Here is a 13,324-nt window from a genome sequence, read left to right on the forward strand (position 1 = left end):
GGCCGGAAAGTGATTTTTCCCTAAACGCATTGTAATCACAAAGATGATTGTGCATGCAGACAAGTTTCATCTAACAGTGCCAACGCTCCGACGAATCACGACCTATCCAATCAAAGCCCTCGATCCGCACGAGCGAACGGTAGGCCAGATCACACCGGGCGGGGTGATCGAACACGATCGTGAGTACGCAATCCTTGCGAAGGACGCCACAGAACCCTACGACCCAGAAACGGAGTCCGCTTCAAGCGGTGACTACATTAATGGAAAGCGAACCGATGCCGTCCACCGGGTGCGCTCACAGTTTGATCCCGAGGCTCGCACACTCACGCTCCGCGTTCAGGGTGAGACAGAGTCACATACGTTCGATCTCGACGACCGACGGGAGTTAAACCGGTGGCTGACCGACTATTTCGACCACCCGGCAAGCGTTCGTCAGTATTCGGCTGCTGGTCACCACGATCTTCATAAACACGACATCTCGGGACCATCAGTGATCAGTACCGCAACGCTTCGAACGGTTGCATCCTGGTACCCCAAAATTGGCATAGACAGCATCCGTCGCCGGTTTCGCGCAAATCTTGAAATTGGCGGTGTTCCACCCTTTTGGGAAGACCGACTCATCGCTGACCACGGCCAGGCGGTGTCCTTTCGTATCGGAGCAGTCAGACTGGTCGGCGTTGAACCGTGTGAGCGCTGTGTCGTTCCGGCACGTGATCCCGATACGGGAGCAAAAGACGAGGACTTTGCTCGAACATTCACTCGAAAGCGCAGAGAAACCCGTCCCGAGTGGCTTGAGAGTGACCGATTCGACAATTACTTCCGTTTAATGACAGTAACGAACGTTCCACAGAGCGAGTGGGGAAAGACAGTTCGCGTCGGTGACGACGTTTCTATTATCGAAGCGCACGCGTACGAGCAGTGAGTATTTAGAGTCCGATTGCAGCCAGCGGAATGCCAAAGACGACTGCCATCCCGACGATTGCGATGATCGTCCCAACGGTGACGTTACGCATCGTGTATTCATCCTGTGGGGCAGTTTGGCGGACGAGTTCGTAATCAGCGTCGTCGTGTTCGACCATGATGTACGGTGAGTGACGCCGCCACTTTGACGTATCGATTGCCAAAGGAGGGCAGTTTAAAGCGAGCGGCCAGCTAGACCCACACAATGACCTTGACCAAGCGGGTCATCCCGTGCATCGACGTCGATCTCGATGAGTCCGGAGAGCCGGCGGTGTACACCGGCGTCAACTTCGAGGAGCTGAAATATACGGGTGATCCGGTCGAGATGGCAAAGCGATACAACGAGGCGGGTGCCGACGAGTTCGTCTTTCTGGATATCACGGCAAGCGCTGACGGGCGCGAAACGATGTTAGAAACGGTCTCCCGGGTTGCAGACGAGGTGTTTATCCCACTCACCGTTGGTGGCGGAATTCGAACCCGCGAGGATGTCAAAGAGACCCTCCGCGCTGGAGCGGATAAAGTGTCGATCAACACCGGTGCACTCGAACGACCAGCACTGATCACGGACGCCGCCAGCGCCTTTGGTAGCCAGTGTGTCGTCATCAGCATCGACGCAAAGCGCCGATACGACGAGCGGGGTGAACAGTACGAACGAATCGATGGCGAATCGTGCTGGTTCGAGTGTACGATCAAAGGCGGTCGAGAAGGAACGGGCGTCGATGTCATCGAATGGGCAGCTGATGCCCACCAACGCGGTGCTGGAGAACTGTTCGTCAACTCGATCGACGCCGACGGCACAAAAGATGGCTACGACATACCGCTCACTCGTGCGGTCTGTGATGTGACACCCACCCCAGTGATCGCCTCATCGGGCTGTGGTGGCCCAGAAGATATGTACGAGGTGTTTACCGACGCGGGCGCTGACGCCGCGCTTGCCGCTTCGATCTTTCACTTCGATGAGTACTCGATCGACGACGTAAAAGCATACCTTGCTGATAACGGCGTTCCGGTCAGATACTGATCACTGAAAGGTTCTGCTGACCGGCTCTTCTTCGCGTGGCTCGCTGGCCTTGTTGAATCGCTCTTCGATCTGTTCGTACTGCGATCTGACCTCCTGGTCGACGCTTGGCTGAATCTCTTCGAGTGCGCGCTCGAAATGATCCATCGTAATCCGGACGTTCGAGACCGAGCTTTCGATCTCTTCGGGGTCGACGCGGCCGATGAACTCTCGTGTTGCGATCATGGCTGCCTCGCGACAGACCGCCTCAATGTCTGCTCCAACGTAGCCGTCGGTCTGTGCCGCGAGTTCATCCCGGTCGATTGCATCGGCCAGGGGCTTATCGCGGGTGTGTACCTCGAAGATTGCCTTGCGCGCTTTTGCGTCGGGAACGGGCACGTGGATGTGCCGATCGAGGCGGCCAGGACGGAGCAAGGCGTTGTCGATGAGATCCGGACGGTTCGTGGCGGCGATGATCACCACGTCGTCTAGCTCTTCGACGCCATCGAGCTCGGTCAACAGCTGGGAGACGACGCGTTCGCCGACGCCCGAGTCCGTCATGCGCTGGCCACGCTCACCGGCAATCGAGTCGATTTCATCGAAGAACACCACTGTTGGTGCGTTCTCGCGAGCCTTCGAAAACACGTCACGAATCCCCTTCTCAGACTCGCCGACGTACTTGTTGAGCAGCTCTGGACCCTTGATCGAGATGAAGTTGCTGTTGGCCTCGTTGGCAATTGCTTTTGCGAGCATCGTCTTGCCAGTTCCCGGCGGGCCATAAAGCATCACGCCGGTTGCCGGTGCCATATCCATCGCCGAGAACACCTCCGGATACTCGACTGGCCACTGAATTGTCTCTCGAAGCCGGTCTTTGGTGTCTTCGAGACCGCCGACGCTGTCCCAGGTGACATCCGGAACCTCGACGAACACTTCACGCAGGGCAGACGGTTCGATGCCGCGCAACGCCTGCTTGAAGTCATCATCGGTGACACGCAACTGCTCTAAGATCTCGCTGTCGATCTCGTCGCTTTCGAGATCAAGCTCGGGGCGAATCCGTCGTAGCGCCATCATCGCACCCTCTTTTGCGAGCGATTCCAGATCTGCCCCCACAAAGCCGTGGGTGCTCTCGGCGTAGGTGGTGAGATCAACGTCGTCGGTCAACGGCATGCCACGCGTGTGGACCTGTAAGATCTCTTTGCGTCCCTCCTGGTCTGGGACGCCGACCTCGATCTCGCGGTCGAACCGTCCACCACGGCGCAGCGCGGGATCGAGTGCATCGACGCGGTTGGTCGCACCGATCACCGTCACCTGCCCTCGTTCTTCGAGCCCGTCCATCAACGAAAGCAGCTGTGCGACGACGCGCCGCTCAACATCACCGGTCGTCTCCCCGCGTTTGGGTGCAATGGCGTCAAGCTCATCGATAAAGACGATCGCCGGTGCGTTCTCCGAGGCCTCTTCGAACACCTCGCGGAGTTGCTCTTCGGATTCGCCGTAGAACTTCGACATGATCTCCGGGCCGGAGATATTGGTGAAATAGGCGTCAATCTCGTTGGCAACAGCCTTGGCCATGAGCGTTTTCCCGGTGCCCGGAGGTCCGTGGAGCAACACCCCCTTGGGTGGGTCGATACCGAGCTGTCGGAACAGCTCTGGATGTCGCATCGGGAGCTCGATCATCTCCCTGACCTGTTCGAGTTCGGAATCGAGACCACCGATGTCTTCGTAGGTGATCGATGGCGTCTCCTGGCCAGTTTCGGTCCCCGATACGATCTGTTCGGCGGGTTTTTCGCTCACCTGCATCTCCGTCGTGTCCGTGATGACCACGGTTCCATCAGGTGACGTGTCTGCAATTTTCAGCGGAATACGCTGGCCGGACATGCTCGAGAGCGGCCCCAGCCCGAACGAAATCGGAACCGTCTGCCCGGTAGTGACTGCGTGACCGCTCAGCTGATCACGAATCAGTGAGCCGAGATCACCCTGAATCCGAAGTGACTGTGGCAGCGCAACGGTCACGCGTTTTGCCGGATTCACGTCTGCTTTTTCGACCTCGACGGCGTCGTCGATCCCCGCACCAACTTCCTGGCGGAGACGCCCATCGACCCGGATGATTCCCTTGCCCTGGTCCTCGGGGTAGCCCGGCCACACGCGGGCAACCGCTCTCCCCTCACCGGAGCTAATAACGATGTAATCGCCGTTTTCTAAATCGAGCTCGGCCATTGCGGCGCGGTCTACCGCCGCAAGTCCCCTCCCAGCGTCCTTTTGCTTAAGAAACTTGACAGTGAGTTTCATCTGTCCACCTCTACACCAACGACTCCATTTTTCATAAACGCTCGTGCCTCTCCATCGGGCAGTTCAAACTCGAATTGCTCACCACCAACGACGACAATCGCCGTGCTTTCGACCACGTCGATCGACGGCGCGGCGTTCGCACCACAATCCATCACCAGCACTGTCGTGCCGTCGTCGTAGTCGTACCGAGTGAGACCTCCCACATCATCGGTAACGAGTTGTTCCTCTTTCATGCTAACTCAAGGTTAGTTGCAATACTATATAAGTCTTTGGTGGTTTTCGGGCGTCTGTATTAAAGTTCCGCAAGAACGGTGGAAATGCGGTTCCATCCACTCGATGACGTGCATCGGGGTGTATTTAGGGTATTCGCTTCCAATTGGCTGGTATGAAAACGGTTGCACACCACGGACGGACGACAGCGTATCGCCAGCCAGCGGGAGGATCTGACGAGCCGATCGTCTACGTCCACGGAAGCGGCGGAACCCACCAGCTCTGGGTCAACCAGTACGCCACCAACTCGGCGAGTCGATCGGCCGTAGCTCTCGACTTGAGTGGCCACGGCAAAAGCGATCCCATCGACACACCAGCCGGAGAAGCGACCCTCTCGGCCTACGCTGACGATCTTGAGGCTGTCGTTAACACAGTAGACGGCAAGTACGTTGTTGGTAACTCACTCGGTGGGGCGGTGGTGTTGTGGAGCGCACTCGAGCGGAATCTGGACGTTGATGGGTTAGTCCTCTGTGGAACGGGCGCAAAACTTGGCGTTGCAGACCCACTGAAAGAGGCGCTCACTACTGATCTGTCGTCTGCCACCGAGTTGCTCCATGGCGTTGATCTGTTGTTTCACGATGCGTCCGACGACGTGATAGCACAGTCACGACAGGCGATGGAAACGACGGGTCTCGACGTCCTACGGCGGGATTTTCTGACGTGCGACGCGTTCGACGTTCGGGATCGACTGGATGCAATTACGACCCCAGCACTGGCTTTGACGGGTGTCCACGATCAGTTAACGCCAGTTCGGTTCCACGAGTATCTCGCTGAGGAGTTTCCCGACTGCGAGTTGGCGACGATCGACGACGCCGCACATCTCTCCATGCTCGAACGACCCGATGCGTTTGCGAGTGCGCTCGAGTCATTTTTCGATGGGCTCGAGGGTCAGTAGAGTTCGTCGAGATCGGACTCCGTGTGGCTGTGTTGTGCTTCGGGGAAGGTACCGTCCTTGACGGCTCCAACGTAGGATGAAAGGGCATCGTCTAGTTCGCTTGCCACGTCACCGAACGGTTTGGCAAATGGTGGTGTTCGCTCGCTGAGACCGACCACATCGTGGAACACCAGCACCTGTCCATCACAGTCCCGTCCAGCACCGATTCCGATCGTGGGAATTGAGAGCGTTTCTGTGAGATGGGCACCCAGATTTTCGGGCACGTGTTCGAGCACCAGTGCGAACGCACCGGCCTCCTCGTGCGCGCTGGCAAGTGCTTCGATCTCGGCTGCGGCCTCATTGGTTGTGCCCTGTCTGGTAAAGCCACCCAGTTGCTTGACTCGCTGTGGTGTCAGTCCCAGATGGGCCATAACTGGGATTCCGAGATCGACCAGGCGTTCGGTCAGCTCCACCGTATGGGGGCCACATTCGAGTTTCACGGCGTCGGCTCCGGCTTCCTCGAGCATTCGCCCACAGTTGCGTATGCTCTCCGATTTGTCTACACCAACGGAGAGAAACGGCATGTCGGCGACGACGAGCACGTCTGACGTTGCCCGGGAGACGGCTGCCGTGTGTTCGGCCATCGAATCGACGGAGACCGGCAGCGTTGTCTCGTGACCGAGAACGACGTTGCCAATGCTATCACCGACGAGAATGATGTCCACGCCCGCGTCTTCGACAAAACGAGCGGTGGGTGCGTCGTAGGCCGTGAGCATCGTGATCGGCTCACTGCCAGCCATCGACCGAATCTCTGTCACTGACGACATGTGTTGTTGTCAGTGCCGGATCGGGTAAACGTGATCGGTCACGGTTGTCACTCCTTCCATTCGCCGTACTCGTGTTCTCGGAACTCGCCTTTGGCAAGGCGCTTTCTGGGCCAGAACGTAATGATGGCGAGCAACAGATAGTAGGCGGCCACGATGAACAGAACCAGATTTCCCGGGATGCTCCCGAAGGCAGCGGTCTCGACCCAGTCCTGATTTGAAAGGGCGGTGAGTTTGAACAGCCATGCCCCGAGTAACAGGATGAACAGCGGATAGTAGACGCGTCGGAGCCGTCTGGCGAGGGCCTCGGCGAACGGCACTTTCTTCGCCGGGTGGCGGTAGTCTTTGCTGAGCTGTCGGCGCCAGTCCCGGTGTTCGACGCCCTGTGACGGATCGAGCGCATTCGCGAACAGGTTCTGCTGGAGCATTCGTGCACGCGCTCGAAAGACGTCGTAGTCCTGGTATCGTCGCGCTTCGATGCCGACGAAAACGCTGATGACGATGATGCCGGCGATGATGATCTCATCGCGTCCCTCCGTCGAGAAAGCATACACCAGAATAGCAGAGATGATCGTCACTGCCCAGTTGATCGTCTCGTCGAGTCGGCTTCGCCACGTCGTTACCCGACTCATCTCACCCCGATAGAAGTGTGCCACGACCGATCCGAGCCCAACGCTTTTATCAACCATCTCACGGCCAATTTCGCGCTCTGATTTTGCCTCTGGATCGAACGGCTCGTCGTCGTCATCACCGGCCATATCCACCCGATTCGCCAGCCAGCCACATATGTCCGCGGTCGGGGCCTGAACGAGGCGTTTATTCGTTCGAATCACTCACTCCGACCAACGGGAGATGCATGCCTGAGCACATCGGAACGACGGATCCTGAGGGGGTAGATTTCGGCTGGGTAATGCAGATGACGTTCGTGCTCACGATCGTGATCGGCGCGCCAGTGGTTGCCCTGTTGGGGCTCTGGGTTGGTGGTCTCACGACCTGGATGGACAAACTGGAGTTCGCCGTCCGTGTTGGGTCTGTGGTCTGGATCATCACGGCCGGAGGGCTGTACGCGTATGCGCGCCGACGGCACTAGACGTACTCGAATGCCGTACCTGCGCGCTGTGCCGTCCGTTCGTCCCGTGGCGAATCACCAATGAACACGGTCTGCGCCGGTGATCCTCCGATCCGATCGATTGCCGTGAGAAGCCCCTCGGGATCGGGCTTTTCCGTCGAAACCGTATCCCGACCGACAACCGTATCGACGTGGTCGGCCAGCGAGTGGCGCTCAAGTGCGATCTCACACGCGCGCTGGCAGTTCAAAGAGCAGACGGCAACCGGCACCGACTGTGGCAGTTCGGAAGCCGTCTCGAGCAACCGCGAATTTCGAGCGCCAGCACGCTCGTGTTCGCTCACGATCGCCTCTAGCGTCGGACGGTGGCCTGTGGCATCGGCTACCTCGAACAGACTCCAGAGATCTGTCTTCGGCGGATCGATCCCTGCTGCACGGAGCGCAGCGAGTCCATCATTTGCTGTGGCTTCCCAGTCGACTGCGAGTTCGACCAGCGTCCCATCCAGATCGTAGACGATCGCGTCGTATGCACTCATTGACAGTCATTCGGGGCGCGTGATCCTTAGCTGGATTGATCGCTCGATGCCGTCTCGATCGCTTCACAGCCGATCGTTTTTGTGTCCTCATCCAGCGTGCTCGTTTTGAGTGCCCTCCGATCGTACCAGGACCAGGCAGAGGCCGGTGTTTCACCCGGCGCGGGATCGATCGCACGGGAGTCGACTGTAGCATAAAAAATCAGATCGACGTGCTGGTGGCCGACGACGCCGTCGTGTACGTTCACGTCGTAGAGTCGCGTGTGGCGTGGCTGGGGAAGCGTTCGTCCGGCCCCTTTGATCGGCTCGGTTGCATCGAGTAGCGTCGGCTCAAGACCCATCTCTTCGGTAACCTCGCGCAGTCCGGCCTCGTGGGGGAGTTCATCCCGATCGATGTGACCGCCCGGCGGCAAGCGTTTTCCGAGCCGTTCGTGATCGTGGAGGGCAATTGCGCCGTCGTTGACAACGTAGACGGTAGCGGTGAAATGTCGCGTCGTTTCCATGGGAAGTCTTACAACGAAAACGACTTCTGTGCTGTGTTTTTACCCCTCGTCGAGGACGCCACGCGCGATCACCGTTTGCTGAATCTGTGAGGTCCCCTCGTAGATCGTCGTGATGCGAGCGTCGCGGTAGAGCCGTTCAACGTCGAACTCCGTGGTGTAGCCGTAGCCGCCGTGGAGCTGGAGCGCATCGTTCGTCACGTCCATCGCGTTCTCACTCGCGACGTATTTCGCCGTGCTGGCCGCAGTTGGAGTGTCAGCCGACGGATCCCGTCTCGTTCGTGCCGCATGCCGTGTGAGACGTCTCCCGGCTTCAGTTTTCGCGTGCATGCGAGCAATCGTGTGACGAACGGACTGGATATCCGCGATCGGTCCACCAAACTGCTCGCGTTCGCTGACGTACGATTTGGCCGCATCGAGTGCTGACTGGGCGAGTCCAACCGACTGTGAGGCAATCGCGATCCGACCACCGGTCAGAATCGAAAGTGCAGCGCGCAGTCCTTCTCCTTCGGGAGTGAGACGGTTTTCGACCGGAATTTCTACGTCATCGAACGACAGGGGCGTCGTATCGCTGGCTCGCAGGCCGAGTTTCGTTTCAGGGGGTCCGACCGAGAGACCGGGTGTCTCCTTTGGGATGACAAACTGCGTGATCTCCTCGGGGCCAGTTTTCGCAAACAACACGACAACGTCCGAGCGCTCGCCGTTGGTGATCCACTGTTTGTCCCCGTTGATGACGTACCGATCTCCCTCACGTTCGGCCGTGGTCGCCATCTCTGCGGGATTCGATCCCGCTCCGGTTTCGGAGAGGGCAAACGCGCCCACCGGACGCCCACCAGCCATCTCCGGGAGCCAGCGCTCTTTTTGTTCCTCACTTCCGAACGAGGCGATACATGAGGTCGCAAGACAGTGAACTGATACCGCCGTCGCCACCGCGAGCGTTCCGTAGGCCAACTCCTCGTTGACGATCGAATACGTCACCGGATCGGTGTCGAATCCGCCGTACTCCTCCGGGACGGTCATGCCAAGGAGATCGAGCTCGCCGAGTGCATCCCAGATTGCCTCGGGGAACTGTTCGGTGGCGTCGGCCTCGCTCGCAACCGGTTGAATCTCTTCGAGAGCGAACTCGTGGACGAGATCCTGAATCGCCGCTTGCTCGTCGGTTAACTGCATACCTGGGTCTGGCGACCCGGGAACAAAATTTGTACGTTCCAAACCGCTTTTTACGATGCAGCCTGGAACGCGTCGCGGAAGTTCTCGGATTTCTGCTGGACGTTTCGGGCGGCTTCACCCAGCACGTCGAGTGGATCGATCGCTTCGTCCGTTTTGATCGTCAAGATCGGATCGGTCTGTCCGCCGGACTGTTCGGGGTTGAGATCGTACGTTGCAGCCTGGACGGTATCGAGCTCTAGCAATGCTCCTTTCAACACGTTCATGAACGTGTGATCCTCGCCGGCGATCTCGATGGATAGTTCTGTCGACTCTTTATCGATGACCCGGAGTTCCATACGGATACGAGGACGAACGGCTGTTTCAACGTTTCGGAGCACGAACGCCATTACCAGATCCACAGTGTCCCAACGAACGCTGCCTCCGATGAAAATTTCATCGAGAGATAGCTCAACCACAGCAACGTAGCGTTGTAGAACCCGTGAATGATCGAAGGGACGACGATGTTGCCGGTCCGTTCGTACGCCGTTCCGAGAACGAGTGCCGGGACGAGCAACAGCCCGATAGAGAGAACTCGCTGGAGCGGCGCTCCCGTGAGCGAATAAAAGTGCACGGAGGCAAAGATCAGCGAACTGAGTCCAATAGCACTTACTGGTCCGAATCGTTCGCGCAGAGTGCCCTGAACGATGCCCCTGAAAACAAGCTCCTCGCTCGGTCCGACCACGAGAATCATCAGCGGGATCAACAGGGTGACGATCGTGGGATCCGATGCGATCACTCCTCCGATTTTATTCTGTGCGGGCAACACTCCGACGCCGAACACGACAACGATCGAGACGACGACAACGCCGACAAGCGTCCCGAACCAGCCACCGATGATCCATAATCCACCCCTGATGTCGGGGCGGGAAATGCCGAGCCAGTCGGTTGAAAGCCCTCGCCAGCGAAGAAACAGCATACAGGCACCGAGGAAAATGACTCCTTGCTGAATGCCAATCGAGAGCAACACGCCACCCCACCGGGGGACCGAGAGCGACGCGACGGTCATTGTTCGGTCGATACCGTACATCACTATCCTGGAGAGGATTATCACAGAGACGGCGACGCTACTCGCCAGGGCGAACACACGAAGTCGATCGTCGAACTGGAGGCGATTCATGGTTGTAGATGAGCTGTGCGGGGCACACAATATAACCCCTAGAACTTCGAACGGCCTACGGACGGTCGCCGTCGCCGAGTGCGCTCTCACCAACCTGCGTGCGTCCCTCGATTCTGTCCATCCCATTCAGATATGGCCGGAGCGCGTCCGGGACGGTGACGGTCCCATCGTCGTTCTGGTAGTATTCGAGGATCGCGACCATCACGCGAGGCAGCGCGAGGCCCGAAGCGTTGAGCGTGTGGAGATACTCGGCGCTCTCGTGGCGCTCGGGTCGGTATCGCAGCCCAGCGCGGCGCGCCTGGTACTCCTCGAAGTTCGAGACGCTTGAAACTTCGAGCCATCTGCCGCCCTCCTCGGGGCCATCCGCCATGTCATCGCCAGGAGCCCACACCTCGATGTCGACCTGTTTGGCCTGTTTATCACCAATATCTCCGGCACAGATCTCGAGAATCCGATATGGAAGTCCGAGTGTGCGTAACACCGCCTCGGCTTCTGCGAGCAGTCCGTCGAACCGCTCGTAGCTCCGGTCGGGCTCAACGAAGTTGACGAGCTCGACCTTGTTGAACTGGTGGACGCGGACGATACCTCGGGTTTCAGTTCCGTGCTCGCCGGCTTCTCGCCTGAAGTTCGGTGTGTACGCCTGATGTTTCAGCGGAAGATCATCTCTGAGTAGAATGTCGTCCGCATACATGTTGGTGACCGGAACCTCCGCCGTTGGGCAGAGCCAGAGATCTTCGTCCTCGATTTTGTAGGCGTCCTCGGCGAATTTTGGCAGCTGACCGGTGCCGGTCATCGATTGTGAATTGACGGGAATCGGCGGGAACACGTCGACGTATCCCTGCTCGCGGTGAACGTCGAGCATGAACTGGACCAGCGCGTGCTCGAGTTGTGCGCCTGCTCCAACGAGGAAGTAAAATCCTCCACCCGTCGTTTTTGCCCCCCTGGCCTCATCGATGATTCCAAGCTGCTCGCCGAGTTCGTAGTGTGGGACCACCGTCTCTGGGAGCGGTCTGGTGGTATCGAATCCCTCTCGTCTGATCTGGACGTTGTCTGACTCGTCAGTGCCAGGAGGAACGCTCTCGTGGAGGATCTGTGGCAACTCCAACAGCGCGGTTTCGAGCTCGGCTTCGAGCTCATCTGCGCGCGTTTCCACCGTTTCTAGCTCTGCTTTGAGCTCCTGGGATCGATCGATCGCTTCCTGGGCCGCTTCGTCCTCACCCTCGCGTTTGAGCGTCCCGATCCGTTCGCTCACCTCATTGCGCTCGTGGCGGAGTTCGTCGCCACGCGCTTTGTGCTCGCGCCACTCCGTATCGATGGTCAAAATTCTATCCAGATCGATCTCGTCGGTCATCCCTCGTCGTTCGAGCGTCTCTCGAACCACGTCCGCGTTGTCACGGACGAACTGCCTCGATAACATGCCCTGCCTTTCTGGGGGGCTGGACTAAGGCGTATCGCATCCACGGTGAATCCTCACAGTGTGACGGAACACTTTTGGACGGTCGTGGAAATCTCCGGGTATGGTTACTGGTGAGCTGTTCTCCGTCAACATTGGCAGCTGTTCTGAGCTCCATTATGTCGATACCGGGATGTTCGACACCGCAGAATACGGTGCGGTGTATCTGCTCACCGGCGAACGGATCGCGATCATCGACACCGGAATCGGAAAGCGCCCAGAGCTGATACTCGATGCGCTCGATACGCTTGGCTACCAGCCAGCAGACGTTGATGTTATCGCCCCGACGCACGTTCATCTCGACCACGCCGGTGGTGCCGGACAGCTCGCAAAAGCGTGTCCGAACGCCACGGTGTACGTTCATGAGCTGGGTGCCCGCCACCTCATCGACCCCGAGCGGCTGATTGCGGGCACGAAAGCGGCCGTTGGAGACCAGTGGGAGTATTATGGTGATATTGTCCCGGTTCCGGAAGACCGCGTCGAGGAGTGCGCTGACGGTGACGTGATCGATCTCGGCGACCATGAGCTTCGCGTCCATCACATGCCCGGCCATGCCCCACACCAGGTCATATTCGAGGATCCAGCAAACGACGCCGTGTTCACCGCGGATGCCGCAGGAATTTACGTTCCGGGTCTCGATCGGGTTCGCGAAACGTCGCCGCCGCCAGATTTCGATCTCGAGCGATGTCTCGAAGACATCGAGCGGATTGGCGAGCTCGACCCAGAAGTGTTGTGCTATGCACACTTCGGTCCGGCGCGAACGGCCGACCGACTGTCGGCGTACGAAACGGTGCTATCGGAGTGGGTTGGGTCGGTTCGACGGCGTCGCAGTCGGCTTGGCAACGACGCTGCCGTGATAGCGTCGTTCGTCGAAGAGCTGTCAATTGACGAACAGTGGGGCAAAGCGAAGGCCGTTGGGGAGACGAAAATGAACGTTCGTGGCGTCTTTCAGTATCTAGATGACACATGATTGGATCATTGAGCGCCAGAAAACGGTACGATCGTGATCGTATGCACCTGAAAGCTTATTCCGTCGTTCGTAATATTATCGTGCAATGAATTGGACTCCAGGTGGCGTACTCATCGCGTTGTCCGGGGACCACAGTACCGAGTGTGGTCCGTTCGCCTGTCAACACTGTGGAGCGCGGTTCGATCTTGACCGACAGGTGTGTCCACAGTGTGATGGTCACTGCATCGAGCGGACGGAGTGGCCGGAACTCACGAAATAACGAACG

At 58.4% G+C, this 13,324-nt stretch carries 17 protein-coding genes; 6 read left to right on the top strand and 11 right to left on the bottom strand.

Features of this window, described 5'->3' with window-relative positions; translation table 11 throughout:
* Positions 1–43 precede the first annotated feature (43 nt).
* Positions 44–922, top strand: coding sequence for an MOSC domain-containing protein (locus JXQ78_RS03040; protein WP_330632005.1), 879 nt, complete (start codon positions 44–46; stop codon positions 920–922).
* Between the two features lie 4 nt (positions 923–926).
* On the opposite strand, the gene JXQ78_RS03045 is transcribed toward JXQ78_RS03040, so the two are convergent.
* A complete protein-coding gene (locus JXQ78_RS03045) occupies positions 927–1,079 on the bottom strand; it encodes a DUF7550 family protein (RefSeq protein ID WP_330632006.1) in 153 nt (50 codons plus the stop codon).
* Between the two features lie 86 nt (positions 1,080–1,165).
* Here JXQ78_RS03045 and hisF point away from each other — a divergent pair, with 86 nt between their 5' ends.
* The gene (gene hisF / locus JXQ78_RS03050; RefSeq protein WP_330632007.1) at positions 1,166–1,981 is read left to right on the top strand and encodes an imidazole glycerol phosphate synthase subunit HisF; all 816 of its coding nucleotides are present in this window, start codon (positions 1,166–1,168) and stop codon (positions 1,979–1,981) included.
* Here hisF and JXQ78_RS03055 read toward each other — a convergent pair whose 3' ends face one another.
* Both JXQ78_RS03055 and JXQ78_RS03060 read right to left on the bottom strand, forming a co-directional pair.
* A complete protein-coding gene (locus JXQ78_RS03055) occupies positions 1,982–4,243 on the bottom strand; it encodes a CDC48 family AAA ATPase (RefSeq protein ID WP_330632008.1) in 2,262 nt (753 codons plus the stop codon).
* Positions 4,240–4,476, bottom strand: coding sequence for a hypothetical protein (locus JXQ78_RS03060; protein WP_330632009.1), 237 nt, complete (start codon positions 4,474–4,476; stop codon positions 4,240–4,242). The genes JXQ78_RS03055 and JXQ78_RS03060 overlap by 4 nt, the downstream gene beginning before the upstream one ends.
* A 152-nt stretch (positions 4,477–4,628) precedes the next feature.
* Here JXQ78_RS03060 and JXQ78_RS03065 point away from each other — a divergent pair, with 152 nt between their 5' ends.
* Complete coding sequence (locus tag JXQ78_RS03065; RefSeq protein WP_330632010.1) at positions 4,629–5,408, top strand: alpha/beta fold hydrolase; 780 nt, start codon at positions 4,629–4,631, stop codon at positions 5,406–5,408.
* On the opposite strand, the gene panB is transcribed toward JXQ78_RS03065, so the two are convergent.
* Positions 5,402–6,214: a 3-methyl-2-oxobutanoate hydroxymethyltransferase gene (gene panB / locus JXQ78_RS03070; protein WP_330632011.1), complete on the bottom strand. Its 813-nt coding sequence runs from the start codon at positions 6,212–6,214 to the stop codon at positions 5,402–5,404. The genes JXQ78_RS03065 and panB overlap by 7 nt on opposite strands.
* 47 nt (positions 6,215–6,261) lie before the next feature.
* Complete coding sequence (locus JXQ78_RS03075; protein WP_330632012.1) at positions 6,262–6,969, bottom strand: DUF2270 domain-containing protein; 708 nt, start codon at positions 6,967–6,969, stop codon at positions 6,262–6,264.
* Between the two features lie 98 nt (positions 6,970–7,067).
* Here JXQ78_RS03075 and JXQ78_RS03080 point away from each other — a divergent pair, with 98 nt between their 5' ends.
* Positions 7,068–7,301, top strand: coding sequence for a DUF5822 domain-containing protein (locus tag JXQ78_RS03080; protein WP_330632013.1), 234 nt, complete (start codon positions 7,068–7,070; stop codon positions 7,299–7,301).
* On the opposite strand, the gene JXQ78_RS03085 is transcribed toward JXQ78_RS03080, so the two are convergent.
* Genes JXQ78_RS03085 through serS form a run of 6 tightly spaced genes read right to left on the bottom strand, consistent with a single transcriptional unit; the run spans position 7,298 to position 12,053 of the window.
* Positions 7,298–7,813, bottom strand: a complete 516-nt coding sequence (locus JXQ78_RS03085; protein ID WP_330632014.1) for an HAD family hydrolase — start codon at positions 7,811–7,813, stop codon at positions 7,298–7,300. The genes JXQ78_RS03080 and JXQ78_RS03085 overlap by 4 nt on opposite strands.
* Before the next feature lie 26 nt (positions 7,814–7,839).
* Positions 7,840–8,313: an NUDIX hydrolase gene (locus JXQ78_RS03090; RefSeq protein ID WP_330632015.1), complete on the bottom strand. Its 474-nt coding sequence runs from the start codon at positions 8,311–8,313 to the stop codon at positions 7,840–7,842.
* Positions 8,314–8,352: 39 nt separating this feature from the next.
* On the bottom strand, positions 8,353–9,480 hold the full coding sequence (locus tag JXQ78_RS03095; RefSeq protein WP_330632016.1) for an acyl-CoA dehydrogenase family protein: 1,128 nt from the start codon (positions 9,478–9,480) through the stop codon (positions 8,353–8,355).
* Between the two features lie 50 nt (positions 9,481–9,530).
* Positions 9,531–9,815, bottom strand: coding sequence for a DNA-directed RNA polymerase subunit L (locus tag JXQ78_RS03100; RefSeq protein ID WP_330632017.1), 285 nt, complete (start codon positions 9,813–9,815; stop codon positions 9,531–9,533).
* Between the two features lie 50 nt (positions 9,816–9,865).
* Entirely contained in the window at positions 9,866–10,636 is a 771-nt protein-coding gene (locus JXQ78_RS03105) for a CPBP family intramembrane glutamic endopeptidase (RefSeq protein ID WP_330632018.1), read from the bottom strand.
* Positions 10,637–10,691: 55 nt separating this feature from the next.
* Positions 10,692–12,053 carry a serine--tRNA ligase gene (gene serS / locus JXQ78_RS03110; protein WP_330632019.1) on the bottom strand — a complete coding sequence of 454 codons (1,362 nt, stop codon included), beginning with the start codon at positions 12,051–12,053 and terminating at the stop codon, positions 10,692–10,694.
* A 100-nt stretch (positions 12,054–12,153) separates the two neighbouring features.
* Here serS and JXQ78_RS03115 point away from each other — a divergent pair, with 100 nt between their 5' ends.
* Positions 12,154–13,059, top strand: a complete 906-nt coding sequence (locus JXQ78_RS03115) for an MBL fold metallo-hydrolase (RefSeq protein WP_330632020.1) — start codon at positions 12,154–12,156, stop codon at positions 13,057–13,059.
* Between the two features lie 85 nt (positions 13,060–13,144).
* A complete protein-coding gene (locus JXQ78_RS03120) occupies positions 13,145–13,318 on the top strand; it encodes a hypothetical protein (RefSeq protein ID WP_330632021.1) in 174 nt (57 codons plus the stop codon).
* The last annotated feature ends 6 nt before the right edge of the window (positions 13,319–13,324 follow it).

It is taken from the genome of Halocatena halophila (assembly GCA_027563145.1).
Classification (GTDB): domain Archaea; phylum Halobacteriota; class Halobacteria; order Halobacteriales; family Haloarculaceae; genus Halocatena; species Halocatena halophila.